Annotated in this window: 24 protein-coding genes and 1 tRNA gene; 8 read left to right on the forward strand and 17 right to left on the reverse strand. The window is 51.3% G+C overall.

Annotated elements, in window-relative coordinates; translation table 11 throughout:
* Nucleotides 1-8 precede the first annotated feature (8 nt).
* The 6 genes from QVG21_RS02535 (at nucleotide 9) to QVG21_RS02560 (ending at nucleotide 3,151) form a co-directional block, all read left to right on the forward strand.
* Nucleotides 9-296: a hypothetical protein gene (locus QVG21_RS02535; protein WP_287921919.1), complete on the forward strand. Its 288-nt coding sequence runs from the start codon at nucleotides 9-11 to the stop codon at nucleotides 294-296.
* Complete coding sequence (locus QVG21_RS02540) at nucleotides 281-772, forward strand: hypothetical protein (protein ID WP_287921922.1); 492 nt, start codon at nucleotides 281-283, stop codon at nucleotides 770-772. Before QVG21_RS02535 ends, QVG21_RS02540 begins: the two co-directional genes overlap by 16 nt.
* A gap of 10 nt (nucleotides 773-782) precedes the next feature.
* On the forward strand, nucleotides 783-1,565 hold the full coding sequence (locus QVG21_RS02545; protein ID WP_287921924.1) for a DNA adenine methylase: 783 nt from the start codon (nucleotides 783-785) through the stop codon (nucleotides 1,563-1,565).
* Between the two features lie 7 nt (nucleotides 1,566-1,572).
* Entirely contained in the window at nucleotides 1,573-2,349 is a 777-nt protein-coding gene (locus tag QVG21_RS02550; protein WP_287921925.1) for an adenine nucleotide alpha hydrolase family protein, read from the forward strand.
* A 114-nt stretch (nucleotides 2,350-2,463) separates the two neighbouring features.
* Nucleotides 2,464-2,886: a hypothetical protein gene (locus QVG21_RS02555; protein ID WP_287921927.1), complete on the forward strand. Its 423-nt coding sequence runs from the start codon at nucleotides 2,464-2,466 to the stop codon at nucleotides 2,884-2,886.
* Between the two features lie 55 nt (nucleotides 2,887-2,941).
* The gene (locus QVG21_RS02560; RefSeq protein ID WP_287921929.1) at nucleotides 2,942-3,151 is read left to right on the forward strand and encodes a hypothetical protein; all 210 of its coding nucleotides are present in this window, start codon (nucleotides 2,942-2,944) and stop codon (nucleotides 3,149-3,151) included.
* 176 nt (nucleotides 3,152-3,327) lie between these two features.
* On the opposite strand, the gene QVG21_RS02565 is transcribed toward QVG21_RS02560, so the two are convergent.
* The 5 genes from QVG21_RS02565 to QVG21_RS02585 are packed head-to-tail and all read right to left on the reverse strand — an operon-like array spanning nucleotide 3,328 to nucleotide 11,935.
* Nucleotides 3,328-6,003: a DEAD/DEAH box helicase gene (locus QVG21_RS02565; protein ID WP_287921931.1), complete on the reverse strand. Its 2,676-nt coding sequence runs from the start codon at nucleotides 6,001-6,003 to the stop codon at nucleotides 3,328-3,330.
* Between the two features lie 11 nt (nucleotides 6,004-6,014).
* Nucleotides 6,015-7,796 carry a site-specific DNA-methyltransferase gene (locus QVG21_RS02570; protein WP_287921934.1) on the reverse strand — a complete coding sequence of 594 codons (1,782 nt, stop codon included), beginning with the start codon at nucleotides 7,794-7,796 and terminating at the stop codon, nucleotides 6,015-6,017.
* Between the two features lie 22 nt (nucleotides 7,797-7,818).
* Nucleotides 7,819-8,661 carry a hypothetical protein gene (locus QVG21_RS02575; RefSeq protein WP_287921937.1) on the reverse strand — a complete coding sequence of 281 codons (843 nt, stop codon included), beginning with the start codon at nucleotides 8,659-8,661 and terminating at the stop codon, nucleotides 7,819-7,821.
* Nucleotides 8,646-11,552, reverse strand: a complete 2,907-nt coding sequence (locus tag QVG21_RS02580) for an SNF2-related protein (RefSeq protein WP_287921940.1) — start codon at nucleotides 11,550-11,552, stop codon at nucleotides 8,646-8,648. Before QVG21_RS02580 ends, QVG21_RS02575 begins: the two co-directional genes overlap by 16 nt.
* Nucleotides 11,553-11,572: 20 nt before the next feature.
* Nucleotides 11,573-11,935, reverse strand: coding sequence for a helix-turn-helix domain-containing protein (locus QVG21_RS02585; protein WP_287921943.1), 363 nt, complete (start codon nucleotides 11,933-11,935; stop codon nucleotides 11,573-11,575).
* Nucleotides 11,936-12,323: 388 nt separating this feature from the next.
* Here QVG21_RS02585 and QVG21_RS02590 point away from each other — a divergent pair, with 388 nt between their 5' ends.
* Nucleotides 12,324-12,797: an exodeoxyribonuclease X C-terminal domain-containing protein gene (locus QVG21_RS02590; RefSeq protein ID WP_287921945.1), complete on the forward strand. Its 474-nt coding sequence runs from the start codon at nucleotides 12,324-12,326 to the stop codon at nucleotides 12,795-12,797.
* Between the two features lie 5 nt (nucleotides 12,798-12,802).
* On the opposite strand, the gene QVG21_RS02595 is transcribed toward QVG21_RS02590, so the two are convergent.
* The 3 genes from QVG21_RS02595 to QVG21_RS02605 are packed head-to-tail and all read right to left on the reverse strand — an operon-like array spanning nucleotide 12,803 to nucleotide 15,909.
* Nucleotides 12,803-13,504, reverse strand: coding sequence for a BspA family leucine-rich repeat surface protein (locus QVG21_RS02595; protein WP_287921947.1), 702 nt, complete (start codon nucleotides 13,502-13,504; stop codon nucleotides 12,803-12,805).
* Between the two features lie 4 nt (nucleotides 13,505-13,508).
* Nucleotides 13,509-13,766 carry a hypothetical protein gene (locus QVG21_RS02600; RefSeq protein WP_287921949.1) on the reverse strand — a complete coding sequence of 86 codons (258 nt, stop codon included), beginning with the start codon at nucleotides 13,764-13,766 and terminating at the stop codon, nucleotides 13,509-13,511.
* 4 nt (nucleotides 13,767-13,770) lie between these two features.
* On the reverse strand, nucleotides 13,771-15,909 hold the full coding sequence (locus QVG21_RS02605) for a hypothetical protein (RefSeq protein WP_287921951.1): 2,139 nt from the start codon (nucleotides 15,907-15,909) through the stop codon (nucleotides 13,771-13,773).
* 47 nt (nucleotides 15,910-15,956) lie between these two features.
* Between QVG21_RS02605 and QVG21_RS02610 the strand changes: the two genes are divergently transcribed.
* The gene (locus QVG21_RS02610) at nucleotides 15,957-16,892 is read left to right on the forward strand and encodes a restriction endonuclease (RefSeq protein WP_287921953.1); all 936 of its coding nucleotides are present in this window, start codon (nucleotides 15,957-15,959) and stop codon (nucleotides 16,890-16,892) included.
* 1 nt (nucleotide 16,893) lies between these two features.
* Here the strand turns inward: QVG21_RS02610 and QVG21_RS02615 are convergent, their stop codons facing one another.
* From QVG21_RS02615 to QVG21_RS02655, 9 genes are all read right to left on the reverse strand, one after another.
* Nucleotides 16,894-17,637: a hypothetical protein gene (locus tag QVG21_RS02615; RefSeq protein WP_287921956.1), complete on the reverse strand. Its 744-nt coding sequence runs from the start codon at nucleotides 17,635-17,637 to the stop codon at nucleotides 16,894-16,896.
* A gap of 20 nt (nucleotides 17,638-17,657) precedes the next feature.
* Nucleotides 17,658-18,563, reverse strand: coding sequence for a hypothetical protein (locus tag QVG21_RS02620; RefSeq protein WP_287921959.1), 906 nt, complete (start codon nucleotides 18,561-18,563; stop codon nucleotides 17,658-17,660).
* Nucleotides 18,452-19,243 carry a hypothetical protein gene (locus QVG21_RS02625; RefSeq protein WP_287921962.1) on the reverse strand — a complete coding sequence of 264 codons (792 nt, stop codon included), beginning with the start codon at nucleotides 19,241-19,243 and terminating at the stop codon, nucleotides 18,452-18,454. The genes QVG21_RS02620 and QVG21_RS02625 overlap by 112 nt, the downstream gene beginning before the upstream one ends.
* A 6-nt stretch (nucleotides 19,244-19,249) precedes the next feature.
* The gene (locus QVG21_RS02630) at nucleotides 19,250-19,672 is read right to left on the reverse strand and encodes a structural protein P5 (protein ID WP_502871756.1); all 423 of its coding nucleotides are present in this window, start codon (nucleotides 19,670-19,672) and stop codon (nucleotides 19,250-19,252) included.
* A gap of 131 nt (nucleotides 19,673-19,803) precedes the next feature.
* Complete coding sequence (locus QVG21_RS02635; RefSeq protein WP_287921965.1) at nucleotides 19,804-20,178, reverse strand: hypothetical protein; 375 nt, start codon at nucleotides 20,176-20,178, stop codon at nucleotides 19,804-19,806.
* 10 nt (nucleotides 20,179-20,188) lie between these two features.
* Complete coding sequence (locus QVG21_RS02640) at nucleotides 20,189-22,984, reverse strand: hypothetical protein (protein WP_287921968.1); 2,796 nt, start codon at nucleotides 22,982-22,984, stop codon at nucleotides 20,189-20,191.
* 210 nt (nucleotides 22,985-23,194) lie between these two features.
* Nucleotides 23,195-23,785 carry an ORF6N domain-containing protein gene (locus QVG21_RS02645; protein WP_287921971.1) on the reverse strand — a complete coding sequence of 197 codons (591 nt, stop codon included), beginning with the start codon at nucleotides 23,783-23,785 and terminating at the stop codon, nucleotides 23,195-23,197.
* Between the two features lie 10 nt (nucleotides 23,786-23,795).
* Nucleotides 23,796-25,109 carry a site-specific integrase gene (locus QVG21_RS02650; protein WP_287921973.1) on the reverse strand — a complete coding sequence of 438 codons (1,314 nt, stop codon included), beginning with the start codon at nucleotides 25,107-25,109 and terminating at the stop codon, nucleotides 23,796-23,798.
* A gap of 303 nt (nucleotides 25,110-25,412) precedes the next feature.
* Nucleotides 25,413-25,486, reverse strand: a tRNA-Asp gene (locus tag QVG21_RS02655).
* Nucleotides 25,487-25,495: the final 9 nt, after the last annotated feature.

Genomic DNA, 25,495 nt, shown 5'->3' on the forward strand with positions numbered 1-25,495 from the left:
TCGGGCAGATGGGACTGGCACCCGAAGCCTTCGAACGCCTGACACCCGCCGAGTTCATCTATGCGTGGCTCGGCTGGGCGAAACGCGAGGAAGACTGGCAGCGGCAGGCATGGGAGCGCGAACGGTGGACGGTATGGGTTACGACTTGCATCCAGCTCGACCGCAAAGACCGTCGACCGATGACCGAGATGTTCCCGCTGCCGTGGGAAGAGCCGACGGCTCCCGCAAAGCAAGAACCTACCATGCAGGAACGCATGGAACGAATCGAAGAAATGAAACGATGTATCCGAAAATAACCTTGATTATCCTGACGATCGCAGCCAGCGGCTGCTCTCCGCTCCGAAGCACGCGCTCCGAGCGGCACGAAACGCTCGTCATCTCCGACTCGACTGTTACGGAATTGGTCCGGCAGGAGTTCGGGCGGCAGATCGGAACGCTCCACCGAACCGTCGTGGAGTTTTACCCGCCGACGGAATACCCGGAACCGAGCGGCGATCGATTTCCGAATCCGACCGATGCGCTCCGCGCCGTTCTTCCGCCTCCGAAAATTCCGGCGGCGAGCGCTTTCCGACAGCCGGTTAAGCGGATTACCTATACCGAAGTGTCGACACGGAACGACCGGGCGATCCTTACCGACAGCATTTCGCATAGCCGCATCAACACGGCAGCCCGCAACGACGAGCAATCCTCCTCCGGTGTCGCGTGGCTCAAGTGGTCGACGGCGTTCGCCGCACTGATGCTTCTGCTGCTCTTATTCCTCAAACTCCGATAACAGAACCCTTATGGCCAGATTGAAAACTCCGATTTCATACTATGGCGGCAAGCAGATGCTTCTGAAGCATATCCTGCCGCTGATTCCCGAACATACGCTCTATACGGAAGCCTTCTGCGGCGGCTGCGCCGTGTTGTTCGCCAAGCCGCCCGTGCAGTGCGAGGTCATCAACGACACGAACACCGAATTGGTGAACTTCTACCGCGTGGCACAGACGCAGTATCCGACACTCAAGGCGATGATCGATGCGACGCTCCACAGCCGCGAGATACACGCGCACGCACGGCATATCAACGAGCATCCGTCGTTCTTCACGCCCGTCGAGCGGGCTTGGGCGGTGTGGGTCTGCACGAAGTTGGGCTTCGCCTCGATGATCGACGGGACGTTCGGCTACGACCGCAGCGGCACGACGACGCTGAAACTCCACAATGCGAAGGAGGCATTCACGGAGGAGTTGTGCAGTCGCCTCGGCCGTGTTACGGTCGAGTGCGAGGACGGCATCGATGTCATTCGCCGCTACGACTGTCCCGAAGCGTTCCACTTCGTCGATCCTCCCTATGTCGGCAGCGACTGCGGACACTACAACGGCACGTTCGACGAGGAGGATTTTTCGAGATTGCTCGACACGCTCGCGACGGTCGAAGGAAAGTTCATGCTCACGATGTTCCCGCACGAGAAGATCGAATGCCTCGCCGCCCGGTACGGCTGGACGATCCATCGGCTCGACCGCACCATCACCGCCTCGAAAGTCTCCCGCCGTCGGCAGGAGGAGTGGATTACGACGAATTACTGATACCGACGTGAGCACATTCGCTTATGACAACCCCGCATATATCGCTTCGTGTTCGTTCGGCAAGGATTCGATCGCTACGATCCTCCTTGCCCTCGAATACGGCGAACCGCTCGATGCCGCCGTCTTCTCGGAAGTGATGTTCGACCACCGACGCAACATCAGCGGCGAAATACCCGAACACATCGAGTGGATCTACTCGACAGCGATCCCGCGTCTTGCCGCCTTGGGTGTTCGGGTCGATGTCGTCCGTTCGGAGAAAGACTATCTTACCTTGTTCCATACGGTCATTCGGAGCGGTGCACATAGGGGTATGCTGCGCGGCTGGCTCATCGGCGGCAAGTGCTGCGCTAACCGCGACCTCAAAATCCAGCCGAGACATCGCTATTATGCCCGTTACCGAGAGCGTGGCGTCGTTCAGTACGTCGGTATCGCAGCCGACGAACCGAGACGCCTCGCGCGGATGCAGGACAAAGGGTACATCCGCAAAACGAGTCTGCTCGCCAAGTACGGGTACACCGAGGCGGACGCTCGACGCAAGTGCGAAGAATACGGTCTGCTGTCGCCTCTTTACCGAACCTCGCATCGGGGAGGTTGCTGGTTTTGCCCCAACTGCCGCATTCCGGTTTTCGCCGAACTGCGTCGTCGCCATCCTGAATTGTGGCGCGAACTGCAATTGCTTTCGAAAGTCGGGAATAAGTCATCCGAAGGCTTCAAATATGGGCAGACTTTCGAGGAGGTCGAGCGACGGATGGATCTCTTCGAACGCACTCCTACGCTATTCTAAATAACTGAAAATAAATATGATAATAGTTGCCGAATAACTTGCGTGTTCCGAATAACGATGTTATGTTTGCAGTGTGATAAACAACTGAATGATAAACGATTAAAACGCCCGAACATGACAAGTGCACAGGCAAAACAGATCGCATCGAACTATATGCGGCAGCAGAGCGATTACGTATTTGCGGAGGTAGCGGTTAAAAACCTCGCTCCGGCGAACGGACTCATCAAGGTGCGGCTCACTACCGAAGACGATTACGGGGACGAACTGATCGTCGAGGTCGAGATGAATCCGCAGTCGAATGAAATCAGCTGGAAGAAGATCTGCAACACGGGATGCCTATCCGAATATTTGAAGCCGGCTATTCGGATCGATAAACTTTCGGCAGGACAGCGCTTCCGGCTGCAAGGCGACCGTATGGTTTACGAATTCGTCGATGCCGTAAAAGACCGCAGTAGTACTCCCTATATCATTCGACGTGCAGATAGTTCCAGTTGCGTATCGAGAATCGGATGGCAGGAGGTCTTTCCTATCGACTAACCGATAATCGCACATCTCGCCGAAGGGAAGAGCCTATATATTAGACGAATAGATTGTGAAACCAGCGTACCGAAAAAGACCGGAGATCGATGCTGAACTCGACCGGCTGGAGGTCGAATTCGCAAAGAACCGTAAAGAGATGCAACGCCTTGCTGCCGCAAACAAGCGCACAAGCGATTGCTACAGCGATTTGCTCAATGCAAATCACGATATCAATGATCGGATCCGCGCTTTACTCGAAGAACGTTGGAAGTTAGAGCAATAATCCGCTAAATTCTTTATTGGCATCAACGACTATATTTTACGGACACATTGCCAAATCCGATGAGCACCGAATGTTGCATTCTACGCGTTGGGGGCATAAATAAGCGAAAAACATCTTCACTACAATGGTTGAAGATGTTTTTTGCAAATCGGTCTTATGTACTATGAATGGAAAGTTCACTTATTGAGTATATACTCAAACGAATCGGCGCGTTGAACGTCCGAATGCGGAATAATCACATATTTCCACGGCTTACCTCCATTTTCGGATGTGAACTCCGAAGCATTGCGGCAATATTCTTCAGCTGCCTGTTTCTTCATTTGAACCTCCTCGTTCGTTAATTCATTGGAGGCCTTTGTCTCAACCATATAAATAGCATTGTCTGTTTCGACAATGAAGTCCGGCTCATAGCGCTTCGACCCATTGGACCAATAGATGCTAAACTGTTCGCGCGCCGGGCGTAGCCATCTCAACACTTTTCTATCATTCTCCAAAACAAATGATAAATCGTGCTCGGTCTTACTATCGAACTTGTATTCGGCATAGTACGATTTCAGATAGCCCGTAAAAATAAACTTGCGCAGATGTGCCGGCGAGATAATATTTCGGTAGTCCGTGCGACCGTATCCCTCTATTTCTTTAACTTCCTGATTTACTATACCGACAAATGGAAGCACTTTTGGTTTGACATATCCTGTGGATGTCATCACGAAGTGCCGCTTCATCTGTCCATAGATGTTGCTGGCAATGGCCTTCTTAAACGCATACACAGTTTTAGGCAAGTCGTCTTTATCGTCCAGATGCGATGATATAGCGTCGATCGCTTGTTCTGCGAGATGATATAACAATTCAGAATTCTCGTCATAATCGATATCGTCGTAGTCGATTAGCGTACTGACAATTTGGTCCAATGGCTTGTCGAACTTGCGACCGACCTCAATTTGGAAGGTTTCGACACTCTTTTCGCCCGCGCCTATGTTTACTCGAATAATCTCTTCTGCCAACGCAGGAAGGTCGAAGCCGATTGTGGTATCGAGATCGAACCATCGAAATTCTGCACGAAAGACCTCTTTCTGAACGGTCATACGAGGTATCTCGATAATGTTCTCGATAAATTGCGCAACAGCAATTTCCAACACGGCATCTACCTGTTTGATTTGTTCTGCTGCTATCTCCTCTGCGAAAAGAGGATCGGTCCGTTTGGCACTCTCTCGTATAGTGTGAATAGCGTGGTTGCGGATAAACTCTTTTACCTCCGGTTTTGCAAGTTCCGCTTTGCTCTTTATCTGCGTATTTGCCAAAGGTATCACGCTGAATACTGCGCGGATAGCATCGCATGCCTGTTTCGCCTCCTGTTTCTCGACTTCCGTTCTCGCTGCGGATATGGCTTTTTGCTGCTGTATATCGATGATGGTCTGCACCGGAGTTACTTTACCCGGTTCCGGCGATAGGTCATCATCATCCAGTTCTATATAGGTATATTTGCTCAATACCGAAGATGGGTCTTGTGCCTTGGCAATAACGGCTTCGAAATTCTCGTGAGCAATAACGGTTAGTTTATCCACATCCGCATCACCGGTTCGCTTGCCGCCATAAGGCAAACGTAGCCCACGACCTATCGACTGTTCTATCAAAATAGGTGCATCGGCCGCACGAAGCGGGACGATGGTATATAGGTTGGTTACATCCCATCCCTCCTTGAGCATATTGACATGGATAACTATCTCAATCTGGTTATCCGGTTTCTCCAACGACACAAAGAGACGGTCTACGTCTTCGTCCTTTTTCGTCGAACTGTCTATTTGCAAGACCTTACCTTTGTAACGACCATCGAACAACTCTTCTTCAATCAGATGCAGCGTTTTTGTCGCGTGGTCGATATTGCGGCAGACGACCAAAATAAATGGCTTGACAATCGGTAGATTATTATTTCTTGCATAGAGTTCCAAATGTACCTTTGTGCGCTCGTGGATATTGATTGCATCCTCTATTTTGAGTATATCCAGCTCCTCATTGGAGAGGTTGCCTTTCTGGAAATTCCTGCGTCGAGCGACTGTCGGCACTTTGACATACTTACCATCTTCCAGAGCCTGCGCGAGGTTGTATTCATAGACGATGTTTTTGAACACCTTGCCCTTTTCATCCGTCGGGGTCGCTGTCATCTCCAACCCGAGGATAGGGCGCAATTCGTTTATCGCTTTTTTCGAAGCATCTGCGTGGTAGCGATGCGCTTCGTCCATAAGAATAACCAGATCATCGAGCGATGCGAGGTAATCGAAATAGGATTGGCCGATGCACTCTGCCAAACGACGCATTCGGGGTGCTCCACCTCTGTTTTCGGAGTTGAATTTGGCAATGTTGAATATATTGATTTGAATCTCGTGTTTCGAGAATATTCCGTGTGCCGAGTTGTAATTTTCACCGGTTATTACTACGGGTTTATTGTGTACGAACTCGGCTATACCTTTGAATACATACTTTTCGTAGGAGGGTTCCCCGAAGTCGCGGATCAACTTTTCGTAGAGCGTCAGATTGGGTGCGAGGATAAAGAAGTGGCGGATGCCTTTCTTCAGGTATAGGTAGGCAATGCAAGCACCCATCAACCGAGTTTTGCCGATGCCTGTCGCTATCGAAAACGCAAACGAAGGGAAATCGCGCTCGAAATTCTTGCAGAATGGACATACCTCTTGCGCCAGCAGCAACTGTTCGTTGAGGTAGGCCTCATAGTCATCTTCAGCCGCAGGTTTCTTCAGCGCGAGCTTGTCGGTCAATTTTGCTACAAATTCAAGTGCCTCTGCCAATGGCTCTCGGAGCGACATCCGCTGCTTGATATTATTTACAGTGCTATTCATACGCTCCGAGATTAAAACAGTTCTTGTTGGGAATTTTGGGAGGCAGCGTCTTCTTTCTCAACGACATCTTCACCCGAATCCTCATAATCTCCCTCTACCTCCGGCAGGGAGACGATGTTGAACGAGTAATCATCGTGGGCAAACTCGCAACGGCCGAGCAGCATCTGCGGGATTTTCTTGATGGTGATGTTCGGGAAAGCATGGCGGCACTCCTTCTGGAAGGCGGTGCAGCACACCAGCAACGACTCGCCCTCCTTCAACTGTTCCGCTATGGCTGCCAAACCTTCGACAGTCATAAACTGCGTTGTCGTGTAGATGTAGTCGCTTTCCGAACTGAATCCCTGTTTCCAATAGATGTCTGCCGAAGGCGAGTATGTAAACCCTTCCTGCTTCGCCATTGCCGCAGCCAGCATATCGGCATTGTACTCCTTGTTGATTACAAGGTTGCCGAATTTGTCGGTTTTGAGCAGGCTCGGTGCTAACTCGTAAAAGCGGAAACCATGACCATTTTCACACTCCAAACATTTTCCAATGCCAGTATCATCTGTCTTGTCAATGGTGCGACATATTCTCGCGAAGCAGTGTGTATATGCGTGGTCTCCCATTTCAACTCCTATCCATCTATGTCCTAATTTTGAACAAGTCGCAGCCGTTGAACCTGAGCCTAAAAAGGAATCCAAAACCAAATCTCCCTTTTTCACTCCTGCTAATTGAAGTATAAAGGTTAAAAAGGCTTCTGGTTTCTTACCGCCTTTGAAATCTACACCTCCCTCATATCCAGCATTATTAAACAGCTGTACATAATCATAATAATTGGGATATGGCAGTCCCTTATTTTCTTTTACTTTGAGTGGCTTACCCTGGAAATAGAAGCCATTCTTGCTGTCCGCCTTGAATGGCTGGTATATATATCTATAACCCAGACCATCGCCATTAATTCCCATACCAATCACCTTGTACAATGCGCCCAAACCATCAACCTCGCGCCTTGCTCTCAAATACTTTTCGTAATATTCTGCAGCAGAACCCGATTGTGTAATCAAGGAGCCTCGAATCTGATATTGCTTTAGCCGACCTTTGCCCTTCTCTTGCTTAATAATACTCCATGAATCGGGATTATATACTTCAACATCGTACCCTCCAATATTTATCGTTTCTAAAGGGGTAGAGGTAATTTCAATATCAAACTCATAGTCGTCGAGAGGATTTTTCTCTTTAGGTCGTCGAGGTGGTATATATTTAGCAGTTTTTCTATAACAGAATACCTGCTCCATTACCAATTGGTATCTGATATCTTCTCTTAATATTCTATCTTCGTGTCTAACTTTGATATAGAAGGTTGTTTCATAATTGCTTCTGCCAAAGACTTCGTCTAACAGCACTTTTAGATAAGCTGCTTCGTCATCATTTATTTGAACGAAAATTACGCCATCCTCAGACAACAATCTATGAAGCATTTGTAATCTTGCATGCATGAGTTGTAGCCATATGCTATGCTCAACATTGTCATCATACTGGTCAAAAGCATTACCCGTATTGTACGGAGGGTCGATATAGATACATTTGACACAGCCGGCATAGTCCTGTTCGAGCGATTTCAGCGCAAGCAGATTATCGCCGTGAATCAGCATATTGCCATTCCACGGTTTGCCGTTCGGCAGCACACCAGTTTCAACCTCACCATAGGAGTATTCGGGATTCTCAATCAATATCCTCGGTTCCAGCGGCTGCTTATCCTCGTCGTACTTACCAATCCAAGTAAGTTCCAATTTATTTAATTTATTTTGCCCCATTCCATTTCAATTTAATTAGCATCTACTTCTTTATCTCTCCTGCAATTTGAGACAATGTTTGTTTTATGCTCTTCTTCCTCAAATCCTTTTGGTAGGCTTCAAGTTTCTCGTCCAAAATCATTTCTATGCTTTCTCTAAGAATTGAGAAATATTTTTTACAATCTTCTTCGCTCAGTTCGTGTATACCCTTACTTAAAATACCATATATCGTGTGATTTTCTACCAAAAAGTCAGGTAAAATTCCAGAAAGCATCTGTATCTTTTTATCCATCTTCGCCGCATTGAAAGCATTAACATCAAACTTTTCATCTCTTCCCTTTGCAACCTCCAATGCTTCAAATACGAGATGCTCAAAAATTCGTCTTAAATAAACAAAGGAGCCAATACCTACGCCATTTGCAGCCAAGCCAATCGCTTTTGTAAGTTCTCGCAGTTTATCTTTTGGCAGTACCTTGTTATATTTATGTACTTGTCCTATATGAAAATCTGCGACAGAGGGATATTGACCGACTTTTGATATTGATAGAATATTGTCGTGTTTATAGGCTTTTCCATCATATTCCGCATGTATCAAATAATGCAATAAAGTGCCGTAACGCTTACATCTTAATACAACCTCATAAGTGTTAAATATTGTATATTGGACTCTGTCTGCAGCACAAGCGATGTCCTCGAATTCAATGCCTCGAAATAGCGAAAATGTTGAGTCGCACTGCTTATTAGGATTATATCCGTCCACTTCTATCCTCCTATCAAATTTTTGCACAAGAAAGTTTAGGATATCCTCGCAATCACTTCTGGGAACGCTCTGATAAAGAGGTAGATCAAATAAGAATTCTTTTACAGTCATTATATCACTCTCCATTTAATTGTAAACAACTTTTTCTGTTCTATCTTTTGGTCGAGCATCGCCTCGACCTTCGCGAGCAGCGTTTCTTTCTTCGCATCCACTTCGTCCTGCGCTTGGTAGAGGTTGAGACGTTTCTCGCTGCGGCGTTTTTCAAGTTCCTTAATCAGACGCTGCAAACGCACTTTCTCTTCGAGACGCGAAATCTTCTTACTCTCGCTCTTGCGGAGTTTGATTTCGGCATCGAGGTCGCGCAGTTCCCGTTCCAGTCCCGCCTTGACGTCCTCCGCCCAGTTGTCGAGTTTCTCCATCTCCTCCTCGAAGAAGGAGTTGTTTCGCTCGGCGTTAGCTGCCGTAATATCAGCACGCTGTGCAGTAATGGCATCATCGAGCAATGCGGCGATATTTTCGGGCAGTTCGGGCGTTGTCGGCGAATTCGCCCCTCGCAGTCGCAGCATATATTCCGCAATGTCGGACGGTATGGGTTCGCCCTCGTCCGTAACGCAGGCGTGGAGCAGGATATCTTCCTTTTCGAACGATTCGATGGTGAGTTGCTCCACCGTGAGCCAACCCGACCGACCGATAAGCTGTTCGATAAGCGTTACCTTGATAGGTGTGTGCGTATAGTCGAGGACGACCTCCGAAACCGGTATTTCTGAATTGGTAAGTCCTGTGAGCATAAACTGTGCGAGCGGGTCGCCGATGCGGTAAGGCTTCACGCCGTCGGGAAGTTGCGCCGTCCGGCGTTGGTTGCGGCTTATCATCCGATATTTGCCGGGGAAGCGACGCTGCCAGCTGATAACCCCTTTGTCGATTAACGGATGAACGGTGAAAGCGTGTTCCGTCTCGTTAAAGTCGGCACAGTCGGCAAAATAGCTCTGCGTAAGCTGCCATAACGTCTCCTCGAACAGGTCGAGGTTGTCCTGCGCCGTTTTAAGGTCGGTGCGCAATTTTTGCTTGACCGCCTCGTCGAAGTTTTCAAGGAGTGTCGAGCGGGCTTTCAGCATCTTGTCGGAAATCTGCTCCTGCAAATCCTCCTGCAACGCATCGAAAGCCTCCTGAATCTCTTTCGGAGTACGGCATTGCTGATATATCAGGGCTATTCGCTTCTCGAAATCAACGCCGTTGCCAATCGCACCCAGCACCTCGTCGGACGCACCGAATACGCCGCTGAAAAGTTGGAACTTCTGGTCGAGCAGTTCATACACCCGCACGTCGGCGGCATTGGCTTTATTCAGGAAGTTGATAACGACTACATCGAAGTTCTGACCGTAACGGTGGCAGCGGCCGATACGCTGTTCGATGCGCTGCGGGTTCCACGGCATATCGTAATTTACCACCAACGAGCAGAATTGCAGGTTGATGCCCTCGGCGGCCGCCTCGGTGGCAATCATAATGGTCGCCTCGTTACGGAAGTAGTCCACCAAAGCTGCCCGTTTGTCGGCAGTGACCGAGCCGGTGATCTTCGGCGTACCTTTGTGCCGCTCTTTCCACGCTTTATAGATGGCGGCGGATTTTTTGTCGGAGTTCGAGCCGTTGAACAGCACGACCTGTCCTTTGTAACCCCGTTTTTCGAGCAACTCGAAGAGAAAATCCTGAGTACGGCGCGACTCGGTGAAAATAAGCGCCTTTTTCGGTGCGCCCAACTCTTGGAGCTGTGCAAATCCCTGATTCAGCCCTTCAAAAAGCTGTTCCGCCTTGGAGTTGCGTCTAATCTTGTAGGCAAGGTCGCGGAATTTCTCGATGTCGGCGATTTCCTGCTTGATACACTCGATATCGTGCGGCGTAAGAATTTCATCATTTTCGAGTATCGCTTCATCTTCTTCATCATCGAGCCACTCTTCGGTATCGCTGTCGTAGCCTTCGTAATCGTCGGCGAACAGGTCTGCGTCCGGTGCAACACCGTGCTGTTGGAGTTTGGTTTTCAGTTTATCGAGCAGAGCGCACAGCGTGCCGTAAATCGCATGGGTGGACGAGGCAAGCAATTTGCGCAGTATCAGCGTCATCAGCTGACGCTGACTGTTCGGCAGCGCATACAGGCGGGGGCGTTGCAGGTATTCCGAAACGAGGTCATAGAGTTCCTGCTCCTGTTTGGTCGGATAGAACTCCTGCAATATGGCGACGCGCTTGGTATAGCGTACATATTCCAGCACCTGACGACGAAGCGTTCGTTTGCACAACGGCGCAAGACGGCGACGCAGATTTTCATAGTCTGTGTCGTCCAGCGTTTTGTTGTACTGCATTTTGAAACTTTTGAGGTCGCCGAACGCATAATCGTCGATAATGGTCGTCAGTCCGTAAAGTTCCAGAATAGAGTTTTGGAGCGGAGTCGCAGTCAGCAGAATCTTCTTGCGATCGGCAAGAGCATTCTTGATTGTATTGGAAATCTTGTTGGTCGGCTTATAGACATTGCGCAAACGGTGCGCCTCGTCGATAACGACCAAATCCCACGGGGTTTGTTTGAGATATGGTGCTTTTGTCCGGGCAAACTGGTAGGAGCATATAACAATCTCGTCGCAGTTGAACGGATTGAGATTGCCGGCCTCGATGTAATTATTGAATGTTTTGGATTCGAGGATACGCGACGGGAGGAAAAATTTCTCCTGCAACTCGGCCGCCCACTGCTTGCGCAGGTTCGCCGGAGCGATAATCAACAGATGCCGACGGTGCTCTGCCCAAAACTGCGAAAGGATGATACCCGCTTCAATCGTTTTGCCAAGTCCCACCTCGTCGGCAAGGATAGCACCTTTGGACAGGGGCGACTTGAACGCAAACAAGGCCGCGTCGATTTGATGAGGGGTCAAATCGACCTGCGCATCTTGTAAAGATGCCGTGAGTTTGCCGATACTGTCAGACGGCAGACTGCGAGTCAGCCAGTGTGCGAAATATTTTTCCTGCGCCTGTGTCACCTATGTATATTTTTTGCCGACTATTTATTATCAACCTTAATCAGTGCCTCACCAAAAAATACGGACAATAGAGAAATTGTGCGAATCGTAAAATTGTGCTGACCGCTCAACCATTTTGTAACCTCGCTCGGACGTTTGCCCAATGCCTGAGCAAACTCCACTTTCGACAATCCCCGTTTTGTCATCAATTCATAGATACGGTCGGATATAGCGACCTCCAAAGCAACCTCCTGTTCTATATCAGAAGGGATTGTCGCTGCCACTTGACGAAATGGTGTGTTTGCCGTTTTCATAGGCCCAATGCCGTATCTAATTAATTGTATTATGTTTTTGGAACTCCAATTCTGTAATCGGAGTCCGTTTGCTATTACAAAGATAGCCATAAAATTTCATTTATAAATAAAATGATATATTTTTTTACAAACCAGTGCTCGTATGTGGTAAAGCTCAAGATTCTGAAAAAGCTACTATTTAAGGAATGCAGCATTGTGCATACAGGCATTATTATCGACTTCGAGTATGATATTTATCCTTTATAGGTTAATTTTGTAAAATAAATAGAACAAGATGGAGGCTTATACTATATCGAACACAATAGGTTTGAATTACTCGACAAACAGAACCCAACCTTGCATGACACGCGTGATGGAATGGGATGGATACAAGTGTGCCGAGATACTCCGGTTGATCGATACTACGCAGCTCATTACGCATTGTTATTCGTACGATCACATACTCAGTATGGTAATAATTATTATATTCGATAAAATTATGTATCCGCACGATAACATTTTCAAGATATACTATCGAATCGGACGAGCATTACCGTTCGAAGTAAGACGTTTTCCGGATGGTCGAGTTTCCGACTGGTATCGAAGCCAATCGGTCATTGTAACGAAAATCGCCCCGAAAGGTGAATGGGGATATTACCTACGCAACGGACAACGAGAAGATGCGTATTGGTGTAAGAAGAACGATGCGGAACCTCGTCCGATTCCTTGTTGCGGGTGCGGCGGTTGGGCTCTCGTAAATGTAATAGGCAAGCCGACCGCCACCCCGGATATCGATATTGAACAGGCATTGGAGCATAAGCCTAATGACAAATTAGGCCCGTCCGATACGATGCGATTCGGCAAGCATAAAGGGAAGACGCTGGCGGAGGTCAGGGTTGAAGATGAACAATATCTTCGATGGGCAGAAGCCAATGTAAGTGGTTTCTGCGTGGATTGGGGACGTTTCGAATGATGATTTTACGATAGCGTCCACCCTTTGTCGGTCGCGATTGCTTTTTGGATAGCGGTCAGTTTCGCGAGGTTCTTCGCTCCGATATTGCACGTTTTACCATTCCCGTTGTCGGATAATGCATCGAGCAGCGACAGCAACGATGCGGTCGTCAGTTGCGGACAGCCGTTCATGGCGATGTCGACGCTGATTGTGCCGGTGAATGCGACCTCTTTCAGCGCGGAGCAGGAGACGAACGTCGTGTCGATTTTCGAGATTACTTTACTGAAATCGAGTACGCCGCCTATTTTGCGCAGACTCTTGCAGCCGTGGAACATCTCCGAAGCGGAGGTAATGCGCGAAGTATCCAGCCCGCTGATCTCCTGCAAGTTCGTACAACCATAGAAGGCATACATCATATTCGCGACATTCGATGTGTCGAGTGTCGGCACGCGCTCCAAGGCCGTACAGCCATAGCACATCTGATACATCGAATCGAACGACGCCGTGTCGAACTCCGGAAATACCGACATCGTCGTATTGCCTCGAAATAGCTGGTAGCCGTTGCGGATCTGGTTCATCCCGCTGGTACTGTCCACCAATGCGACTTTGCCGACGAGCGAAGCCAACGTCTCTTCATCGGTCGTTGCCACGCCTTTGGCACGAAGTGTTCCTGCAAGGACCTGCCGTAAAGAATCGAGCCGTAAAACAAGTGAGGTAAAGTCTGCCATAGTGCTATCCGATAATTCGTTTCAAGGTTTCTTCGATGCCGGTAAGTCCGAGCGAGGCGGTCATCGCCTCGACCAGCGTCGCATAAGTTACGGCTGCGCCCGTGCCGTTGCGATCGATTTCTATCAGGTCGGTAGCTGCCAAGGACGTTACTTTCGGAAGTTGAGAGAGCGTGATCGTATCGGTCGAGGACGCTTCGGAGATAGCAATCGTATTCACTGGTTTAAGATCGGTGGAAAGCTCTGTTGTACGTTCGATAGCCATAGTGTTATTCTTCGTAAATTTTGAATTCGGACATCATTTGATAAGTCACGTGCCACATACATTTCGCGGAGGAATAGGGCGACGGCACAGCCAACAGTTGCAGCAGCCCTCCGTAAGTTTCGATGCGAGGAACCGGCAGATAGCCCATTCCGTAGGTATCTTTCTTTAATGTCGTAACGATGCCCGACTGCGTGTCGTCAGCCGCAAGTACCAGACTGGGCGATGAACGGGTCCGGATCGGGCAGTCGTAGAGGTTCACCACGCTACCGATATATTCGGCCAATGTCGGCAGGTTAAGCCAAATGATGTAACTGCCGAAATCCGTGCCATTGGCGATCAGGTTGAAGTTGCGATTGAGCGTATATTTGCGGGTCGAGGCGTTGTAGTCCGTACCTTCGTCCGTGAAGTATTTGAACTGCACTTTCGAATATCCGCTGAAGATACCGCTCGCCATTTCGACGTGTCCGTCTTCGTAGATACGAGTGGCAGCCGTCGCGGCGTTCTCGATACCGTCCGCGCCAGCGAAGAACATCAACTTGCCGTGCTTCGACGTCGGAGCGCCTTTCAATGCGCAGCCCGCCATACCCGCCACGACCTTCTTGTCCGTATCGTCCTTTACGCCGACGAACCCCGACAGTACAACGCCGCTACCGGCATCGATCTCTGTCGAAATGTCCTGAAAGTTCTCGCGCAGATATTCCAGATCGCCGTTATCGTTCTTTGCAGCCTCGTCCAAGAGTGCTCCGATCGTTCGGCGAGCTGTATAGTAAGCCTCGATGTCGGCGAAATCCGCTTCGATCGGAATGAACTCCGGTTCCGACTGCGTGTATTTTCCGATAGTGGCGACAGCCCGCTGATAGGCATCTTCGTAGGGCGTCCACACGTCGGCGAGCAACCGGACGACGCGTCGCTTGCCGTGTACCGTAAGTACTTTGCCATTTACGCTGCGATAACGGAATACAGAGAGCAGTCGCAGGGCATTGGCGCGGAGTTGTTCGTACTCGGTCCGGATATCCTGCAAGCGCTCTTTCAAGAACGACTTCTCCACGGGCGAGACGTATTCGTCGGAGTTGATGCGGCCGAGCGTCTCCTGCGTTGAGGAGATTGTCTGCATCAACTCGTCGAAATCCGTTCCGGCATCGGGTTTCGCGGGATCGATGCGCCCGAAGCGCAGGATGCCGTTGCGGAAGCTGATGCCGCAGCCCGTAGAGCGGTTGAAGAACTGCATATCGCCCGTCGCGGAGTCGAACCACGAGTCTCCCGACTTGTCCGAGAGGAAGCCCGTGAGGTAGATGTTCTTCAGGTAGGCCGAATAACCGGTCATATCCAGACCGTGTGCCTTGAGGTTCGACAAGTCGCCGAACTGCGCCGCGATATTCTCCGTGCGGATCGTCCAGTCGTCCATACCCGTGAGGAAACGCAGGTAGGTGCGGGTTTCGTAGCGAGAGGTTTGTCGCTCCTTATCGGTCGTATTGCCGAACGCCACGAACTGCATCGCCACCTGCGGGTGGTAGGGATAACCCTCACGCAATTCGTATCGCCATTCGGCGTAAGTTGTGCGGTTGAGGCACTCGGTCAGTCGGAAGTAGCAGGTCGTGAAGCCAGCATAGGTGCGGTTGCCGAACGAGTCGTCCGAGTCGACGGTATTGCCGCTCGACGCGTCCATTGCCGAGTTCAAGAAGATGCCCATGCAGAGGTCGTTTTCGCGCAAGGTGCTTATTTCGCCCTCCTCCAACTTGATGACCAACGTCCGGTTCTCCGGCGAGACGACTTCGACAATGCCGCCGCCCGGAGCGGACCATTTGTCGCCGACGACCGTTTCGATGTGGTTGTAACGGTATTCGGGGACCTCCAAGAACTCCTCCAAATGAAGCCGTCGCAGGTACGTATCGCCCATAACCGACAAGTCGCCCGAGATCGTCCCGCCTTTCTTGTCTAACTTCTTGTCGAGTTCGCCGGACAGCCCCGTGATGTCGGAGACGGCGTGCGTATGCTTCTTCGGAGCCATCACGCCTTTGATCTCCTTGCCGGAAACCTTCATCGATGCGGCAGCTGTCGGGACGTCGACGATGAACTCGAACGCATCGAACTCCGCCAACTGTCCCGAAGCGTTCGCAAGGTCTTTGATACGCACTTCGTCCATAAATTTTACTTTTCAGTCGTGAAAATAAGCAGATCTTTATTATCTTTATGGAGACAAAGTCTGAAATAGATATGAATACATTATCACCTATCGATCAATTGTTCGTTGAATTATACGATTCTAATCCTACTAAAGCAGGACAAGCTTATGAAAAAATAGTTGCTGCGGCCTTAAAACTTGTAACAGGTGTTGATTATAATTATGACCAACACATGAAAGGGACTTACAGTAATACCGATTTTCAATTAGATGCACATTCACCTGAAGCATCTACAATGGTAGAAGCCAAAGATTACTCAATAGATGGTAAAAAGGTAGGTCGAGGAGATATTCAAAAACAAGTGGGGGCTTTGGGCGATTTACCTATAAAACAAGGTATCTTCGCCTCTGCAACAGATTACACAATCCCTGCGAAAAAATATGCCAATAGTACTCGCATCAATCCGTCTCAGAAACCAATTGATTTATTTCATATTCGGCCTTCTACAGAATTAGACCGAAAAGGAAGAGTAGAACGTATTATTATTAATATAGAGATGATAACATATGATTTTGAGCATGCTCGGTATCAAATCCATTTGTCGAAAAATGCAATAAATCTGTTGAAAAATAACAATTTACTGAATAAAACATTAGATTGTCATGTCGAAAATATTTATAATACACACGGTGACATAACAATAACCTTTAATGAACTAATAAACAAATATGCACCTTCAATTTCTGCTATTCCAAATGATGATGGATTATACCATGGCTCATGGATTTTTTTCAAAGAATTTATTCCGTATGGGAATTTAAATTTAGAAATAGATCATATCGATTATGCAGTTAAACGTAAAACAGCAAAACGACAAATAATCGTGGATGCACAAGGTACTCCTAAAATATTAGTGAAATCAGAGGACGGTTCAATTAATAAGTTAATTACCGATGAGCAGTTAAAAACAGTACACTTTGAAGATGGACGAGTTATTATATGATCTAACCTCCCAACACGTCTGACTTGAAGTTCTCTTTTCCGAGAACATACACCAAATCGCGACCCTTGGCAGTCAACTGACCGCCGAGGGTTATTTGTATATTCTGTGTGCTGCCGCCCGTCGGGAGCATCGCCTGCAACTTCGACAGCGGTGCGATGACTTCGGGATCCGTACCGGCATTGGGGTTATCGCCGACCATCGCATAAGTGGGACCGTACGCCAGACCGCCGTTGGCCAGCGCCGGCACGCTCTTCTCCGCATTCTTGTTGATAAGTGCTGTCATTACGGCCGCTGCCGCGACCATTGCAGCACCGATGGCGATCGCCACCCACGGATTGGCGAGGACGGATTTCAACGCCGATTTGAAGGCGATGATCATCACGCCGAACTCGATAAGCTGCGAGCCGATATTTTTCAGGAAGGAGGCGAATTGCGTCAGGATCGCTTTCATCAGCCCTCCGAATCCCAAATCGCCGGCGATGATCTGCCCGATAGCCTCCGCAGCTGCGACGATGCTGTCGGCCATAAACTTCGACACCTGCTGATCGAAGCGCGTCATCACCTCCGCAATCGTGGCGTGGACATGCTCCAATGCCGCCGAGAACGACCAGCCCTTCGCTGTGAGTGCCGTCGTGTAGTTCTCGACCATCGAGACCGTATCGGCGATATTTTCCTGCAAGTATGTGCTGTTGTCGTCCGCCCAGCCGTAAAGCCCTTCGCGCACCGCACCGAATATCGCCTGCATCTGCTGCGCGTATTGCGATGTTACAGATCGCCCATCTTGAGTTTCGGCGCCGGCAGCTTCAACTCGAAACCCTCGGGCAGGATGCCGTCCATCTTGACGACGGGCTTCAGGTCTTCGGGCTTGATATTCTTGATGCGTTCCAACTCTTTTTGCAGTTTCTCGATCTCGGCATTCGCCGCAGCGATATCCTCGACGGTCGATTCAGGCAGCAGCTTTTTCTTTTCGAGGGCTTCGATCCGCGCCTGCAATTTGCCGATGATGCCCGTGCTCCGCTCCGTCTGCGTACCGGCTCCGGCGATGGACTTCATCAGCTTCTCAGCCTGCTTTCGGGCCTCTTCTGTTACCTTGTCCATCTCGGCCTGCGTTTCGGCTGCCTTTTTCTCCGCCTCGCGTTTCTTCTCGATCGCCGCCGTCAGCAGGTCGTACTCCTTGCGCAGAGGTGCGAGTTTCGATTCGTCGGGTACTTTCTGCAAGGTAAAACCGGCGACCAATCCCCCGAAATTCGGAACCATCCGCGTCTTGGTCGTCGTGGCGATGATCTCTTTCTGCTCGGCGATATTTTCCTGCAACCTGCGTTCGAGTTCGTCGAGCGATTCGGTCTCGGCCATCTCGTCGATCATCTTCTGCTTCTGGATGCGGGCGTAGGCGAATGCCGCACCGAGCGCGAGGATCGCCGCCATAATCAATCCGACGGGCGACAACAGGGCCGTGAATCCTGCCGCCAGCATCGGCAGCACCTTGATCACGGCGCCGATTCCGAGCGAAAGGGGACCGACCGCTGCGACCAGCCCCGCCACGACGACGATCGTCTGCATCATCGCCGGCGACATCGATTGCAGCATCTGCACGACCGTCGAGAGCGCACCCGCCACTTTCGTTGCGAAAGGCATGATGGCCGCACCGATCTGTTCCAAGAAGTCGCCCATGCGTTCTTGAGCTGCTGCACGGCTCCGAGTCCCGTCCGTGCGGCGGCTTCGGCCTGCCCGCCGAACTTGCGCTCCAACTCGTCGAGGATCATCGCCTGCGCTTTGGCTATGTCGCCCGTCTCGGCGAGCTTCTTGATCACCTCCGTCTGCTCCTTGGAGAAGGTAATGCCGGCACGCGACAATGACGAAAGCTTCGTCGCGGGATCGGAGAGCGCCTTGCCCAACTGCAACGACGCCGAACCCAAATCCATCTCCAACGCCGTGGCGAGGTCCAATGCCAACGCCTGCGTGTGCTTGAAGTTCTCGCCCGTGATATTGGTGAAAGCCAACAGGCGGGCGGTGGATTTGTCGAGAATCGTCTCGTCGCCGAAGATCGTCTTGCCCTGCAACTCCGAGGCGTAGTCGGCCAACTGCCGGAAGTTGTAACCGACAGCCTGATTCGTAACTTTGAGCGCCTGCTGCACCTTCGCCTCGGCTTTGGCCTGCACATCGGCCAAGTGTAGCGACACGCCGCCCAATGCCGCAAGGGGCGCCGTGAGCTTCAGCGACAGTGACTTGCCGACGGAGGTCAGTTTCTTTTGGAGCGAGCCGAGACCTTTCTCGACCTGCTGGGCCTTCTGCTGGAACTCATACGAGTCGGCTCCGATCTTGATAAGCAGGTCGGCGATTCTTCGGGACATAGCGGTTTAGGGTTTGTGTTGCAGATAGAGCGTCCAGCCGGCCTCGACGTCCGACAGTATCGCCGGCCGCCCGTTCTCCACGCGCGACATAGCCGCCACGACGGGGATCATCATCTCGCCTGCCTGCGTATCCAACGGTTCGTCGGCGCCGATGCCCGACCATTCGGCCACGCAACGGATATAGTTTTCGGTATGGTTCTCGATGGGCGGAGCGTAGCGCGAGATCATCTGTCTAATGGTTCGGTAGCCGTTGCGACGATAGGAGTCCAGCAACACGAACATTGCGCGGTAGCCCCACGCCATCGTCTCGAACTGCTTGAATGCCGCATCGCGCGAAGGCGTAACTTCGCCAAGATACTTCGTCTTCGATCGGCGGATATTGCCGGGATTACGATTGCGCATCCCTCTCGGCAAAGTTTTCTCGTTCATAATATCTGTTATTCGTTCCGGAATGTCATTGTAGCAATCGTTTCCTCCTTGCGGCTCGGCAGAGCCCGCAAGCGGGTTCTGCTCTCGCTCCGCGGCGTCGGTTGCGATTGTTCAGTCCTCTGCTCATTGCTTTATGATTTTCGGTTATTTTCGTCGTTCTCTTTGCGCTTGCGTTCCAACTCGGCTCTTTTGAGTAAGACCGGACATTGCTCTGGCGGCGTTGCGCATTTATATGCCTGCCGGATGACGATGCGGTTGCGGTCGATCTCCACGTCCTTGTGCTCGATGATGATTTCCAACTTGTCGACCTTTTCTTCTAATTTCTCCACGCGCCCGTCCAGCCGCGTGATCTGCTCGGACTGGATCGCCACGACTTTCTCCGTGTTTGCTAATTCGGCGGAGTCGGCGGCCGCATTCTCCTTGCGCTTCTTCGCGTTGAAAAAGAGGATCGTACCCGCCAGGCCGCTGGCGAGCAGAAAGTTCAGAATGATGGATAGTGTTTCCATAGCTTCGCACTTATTCAGGAATGTACTTGTAAATCGCTCGTTCGCGCACGATATAGAGGTCGCCGTAGATGAAGAACAACCCCATGATGTTCTCGCCCCAGCCGGCGGCGTTCCGAACGTCGGTCGTCGTGTCGTCGCGGAAGTTCCAGATGAAGATACCGTCGTCGTAGGAGTGCACGACTTCGCTCATCGTATGGTCGGCGTGATCCGCCCAGCGTCCTAAGCGTCGGAGCAGCGTCCGCTCGGTAATCGAATCCCGCCGGTAGAACCACAGCATATCGTCGGCGTTGATGCCTATATAGTTGTCGGAGACGGTGACGATCTGCTCGCCTGCGGCGAATTGCTGCATCTTGCAGGGCCGGTGAAACCGCTTGTCGTGCAGATAAGCATAATAAGTGGTGTTCACGACAATCGTATTTTCCGTACGCCGCAGGGCGAGAATCGCACCGGACATCGGCGTACCTTCGTAGGCATATCCCCGTCCGCGATAGCCGGTCGAGGCGTCGGACGAAGCGTATTTGCACTCCGGACGCGAGAGGTAGCGATAGGTGCGGTAGTTCGGATCCTCGTCCTCCGTCGTGGTGGCGCTGCGTCCGCCGGCATTGCCGCCGCGCGGACCGATATACTGCCGGTAAGATTTCAGGATATGGATATACCCGTCCATATAAGTTGCGACATTGCAGTACTCCTCCGGCGGGGTGTATATCCGTTCGACCGTGCCGCGATAGTCGAGATGGCGAACCGATTGTCCGTCCACCGTAACGAACCCCTCGTCCGCCTCGTACATCTCGAACGGTATCGTGTTGCGGTAGATCTCCCGCACCCGACACGTGGCGATGTCGAAAGCATAGACCGTCTTTTTGTCGGCGGATTGGAGCAACAGCCGGTTCAGGCAGCGGATCGCCTTGCCGACCGTAAAGGATAGCGTCGCGACTGCTATGCAGTCGTCGCCCTCCGGCGGCTTTTCCGTCGTGAGCAGATGCGGCATCTCTACCAATTCGCTATTGTACGAATCTTCGAGGGCATTCAACTCGACCGAATTGATATAGTATGCAGCGCTCAAGTACTTGTCGTCCCGCACGACCGTATTCATATCGATATGCTGCCCCGAGAAGATTTCGCCCGTGATTCGTCGGCTCGGGAGTTGCTTATAGCGTAAGGCTCCCTGTGCGATATGGCCGACGAGCGTGTCGTAGTCGTTCCGACCTTTCGTATGCCAGATACGCGTAGGGTTGCCGGCGGCATCGAGGTAATAGAGCGTGTAGAGCAGCCGGTCGTTCGGGATGGCGGGGATGTCGCTCACGGGAAGCGTTACGGACATATCGACGTTGTTCGCGGGATCGACGAGCGACTCGTAGCGCAATCCCTTGTCGTAGCTGTCGCCCGCATCGATCGAAAGCGTCATCCTGCGGAATGAAACACCCTCGTAGTGCCCTGTAGTCCGTCCGCCGCCGCGATCACCGTAGCCGTATTGCGTCTCTTTACCGATGAGCGTCTGTCGGATGAAGAACTGCCATTCGCCGTCGCAGGGGATGCCGTCGATCTCGATCTTCATATTCTGCTCGCTACCGGTCTTGACCGTACTCACGATCTCCCCGTCGGAGGACTGTACCCACGAACCGCTCTCGGTCAGGCTGTATGTTGCCTTTTCGCCGACGATGCGTACGCCGTAATGCACCGCGACATCGATGCTTTCGTTCGGACGGTAAATGCCCAATCCCCATTCCCGATGGTAGGTCTGCAACCCGAACTCCCATACGAGCGGGAAGTTGCACTGTTCGACGGGAAAGCCTTTCGTGCAGATTTCGACACCCTGATGGTCATCGTCGCCGTTGAATGTAAGTGCATCGTCGTTCGTAATCGAGAGAAATCCGAAAGGATCCGTCCAAACCGTCGGATCATAGAAGCCGATGCGGGATATCAGATTGTCGAGGCTTTTATTCTTCACATCTACCGAGACCTTGCGTAGTGCCGGCACGATGTCCAAAGTCGATTCGCCCGATACGTGCAGGGCGCCCGTCCACATGCCGTCTATGCACTCGCGTGCGGCCGACGTGACGACCTGCGCGCCGGTATGGATTACGAGCCGCCGCCCGTTGCCCGTAACGATGCGCCCGACGGGATGCTCCGTACCGACTCGATAGAAATTCACGGGGCGGGCGGTTCGGTAGAGCGACACGGCGCGACGGATATGCAGGGCACCGTTCGACTGGAAAATCTGTCCGGCAAAAGGACGCAAGCACAGTTCGAGGATGTCGCGATAGGTAGGCTCCTCGTAGACGTAGTAGAGCCGTTCGAGGTCGATATAGGTTTGACGGAGCGGAGAGGCGTTCTCGTCCATGCCCTCGGCATACAGATCCATCCAGTCCGCCGTATCGATGTCCAGCTCCAACAGGTCTATGCAGGAGGAGAACAGTTCCCACAGCGACCGTCTGCCCGTGATGCCGATATGTGCGAGGTCGCGGAACGGAATGCTCGACAAGAGGTTGAAGCCATCTACAGCCTTGATCGTAACGGTATAGGGCGGAGCGGTGAAATTCTCGGAATAGAGGTCTGCAATAACGTACCCACGCCAATAGAGCTGCCGGTTGCGGAAGATCGAAACGCGAAAATACCGCGGATCGGAAGTGAAAAGCGAGAGATACTTGAAATTTTCTTTGCAGAGGATGTTGATGGTCGCCTCCGATGCCTTAACAGGTACGTAAAACTCGTCGCCACGTTTCTCCCACGTGATCTGCAATGGCGTACCGCCGTCGAAGGTCATCTCCTCCGACGGACCGGAGTACCCCCGCTCCGAAATCTCCACGCGCCACAAGACACTCTTGTACTTACTCCGTAGCTCTGCGTAATATTTCAGACCGAACCGACGCCAAACCGAGGGCAAAGACGAACTTGCTCGTTCTTTGCCAAGGTGCGAAGGAGGAAAACTATTTGTTAAAATCGCCACCTCGTCTCTCCTTTGGCGTAAAGGTAGACGGGGCGGCGAGTACGGAAGAGATACTTTGTCTCCGTTGCGTTACTGTCCTTTTTCAGGGGTAACTCGAAATCCGATCGGTCTTCGGGCTGCACTCCGCTTCGGCAGTTCGACCGATAATGCTCCGATCGCTTCGTAAATCGTTTCGATATCCTTGCGCATATCTTCCGAAAGATCGTTGACTCCGCCCAATATCTCTTCGGTCGCTTGTTCGAGTGCGAGGACCCGCTCCCGGAGGCGTGCGATCTCGACCGATTCGGCGGTTCGGGTCAGAATGCAGTTGCGCATGGCGACGAATGCATCCATAATCGAGATACTGACTTGAATCGCCGTCGGGCTTCGCAATACAGCCGACAACATCGAGACGCCTTGCTCCGTAAAGGCATAGGGTAGATATTTCATATGTTTGCCTCGTTCGAGCGGCATATCGTTTAAGGTGCCAAATCGGCACCTTAAAGCCTCTTCTTTGGTCAGCTGAAACATGAACCGTTCCGGAAACCGCTCGATATTTCGTTTGACGGCACGGTTGAGGGCCTTGGTTTCGACGCCGTACAACTCCGCAAGGTCTTTGTCCAACATCACCCGCACGCCGCGCACCTCGTGAATTTTGTTCTGTATGATTTGCAATTCCATAAAAATCCGTTTATAAACCGGCCATAGCCGTTGTCAGACGAACCATCGCCATGGCATTCAGCTTGCCGGCGAGGATTTCCATGTCGTTGTTGATTTTCGTGTCGATGACCCGCGCATAAATCTGCGTCGTCTGAATATTCGTGTGCCCGAGCATCTTCGATACGGTTTCGATCGGCACTCCGTTGGCCAGCGTTACGGTCGTAGCGAAGGTGTGGCGGGCCATGTGGAATGTCAAATCCTTGTCGATGCCGCACACGCTTGCAATCTCTTTCAGGTAGGAGTTGACCTTCTGATTCGACGGGACGGGGAAGAGCAAGCCGCCTTTGGCCGTACCGTCGTATTTCTCGATCAATCGTATGGGAACGTCGAGCAGGCGCACATGCACGGGCACGTCGGTCTTCTGCCGTTTGGTGTCGATCCACAGATTGCCGTCGGGCCATCGGCGGAGCATACCGGCGGATAGATGTTTGAGGTCGATATAAGCCAAGCCGGTATAGCAGCTGAACAGAAAGAGGTCGCGGATGACTTCGAGCCGTTTCATGGCAAATACCTTGTTCGCGAGGCGGTCCAGTTCTTCGTCGGTCAGGTAGCCTCTGTCCACCTTCTCGAAATGGAGTTTGTAGCCCGCCAGCGGATCGTTCTTCGACCAGCCGTTCAAATAGCCGACGTGCAACATGGTCTTCAGCTGCCGCATCAACTTCATCGTCGAATTGTTCGTCAGCCGATAGTTCATGCGCAGCCACCGGTCGAAATCGGTAGCGAAGCGGGGATGCAGCTCCTTGACCGCCATATCGGGTAGGCGGTAGCGTGCTTGCATGAACTCTGCAAGTCGATTGCGGGTCAGTTTGTAACGCAGGTACGTTTCGCGGCAGCATTGTTCGGTTTTGAGCAGGTCGGTATAATCCTCGATGAAACGGTCGCAAACCTGCAATAACGTAGTGGCGTTCTGATCGAGTCCCGTGATGGCGTTTTTGAGTTTGCCGGCCGTGATGACCTCTTCGCGCCGAAGCATCTCGTCGTATTTGCGCCGTATCAGCACACGCAGCTCTTCGAGCATCTCGTTGATCTGTTTTTCCTCTTTGGTCTTGCCTGTCGTGCGGTAATCTTTCGGCTGCCAGCGGTCGGGGTGGATGTACATCCTCGTAGCGAAATGCACCATTTCGCCATTGACGGTAATGCGCGCCACGATAGGGACGGTGCCGTCTTCGCGGATTTTGCCTTTCTGAATGATAAAAATTACGGCGAAGGTACTTTTCTGTGCCCGTAACCTTCGGGACGGTCTCGCGGCGTTTTCGTGTAACCGCTGGTTCGTGTCTTTCTTCATAACGATACTTTACTTATTGGTGTGACAAAAATAGTCTAATACAACTATTTGATTGACAAATAGGTAAAGTCAATGAAGGACGCCGCGAAGACAAGCCGAGGCAAGGTTACGCGATTGCGTTGCGCCGGTTACGAATGGGTTACGTTCGGGCGTCCCGAAGTGTCCGCAGGAACAGATTCGGGGCGATTTCGCGTAAGCCATATGTAACCTGAAACGGATTTCTAACGCTTTGACGCATCGTGCGATAGGGCATAAACAAAAGAAAACGAGACGGTTGTGGTAACCATCTCGTTTCTTCGTCTGCGGTGCGTAGGGGACTCGAACCCCTGACCCCGTGCGTGACAGGCACGTATTCTAACCAGCTGAACTAACGCACCTTTTTGCTG

The sequence above is a fragment of the Alistipes sp. UBA6068 genome (genome assembly GCF_949428155.1).
GTDB lineage: Bacteria > Bacteroidota > Bacteroidia > Bacteroidales > Rikenellaceae > Alistipes > Alistipes muris.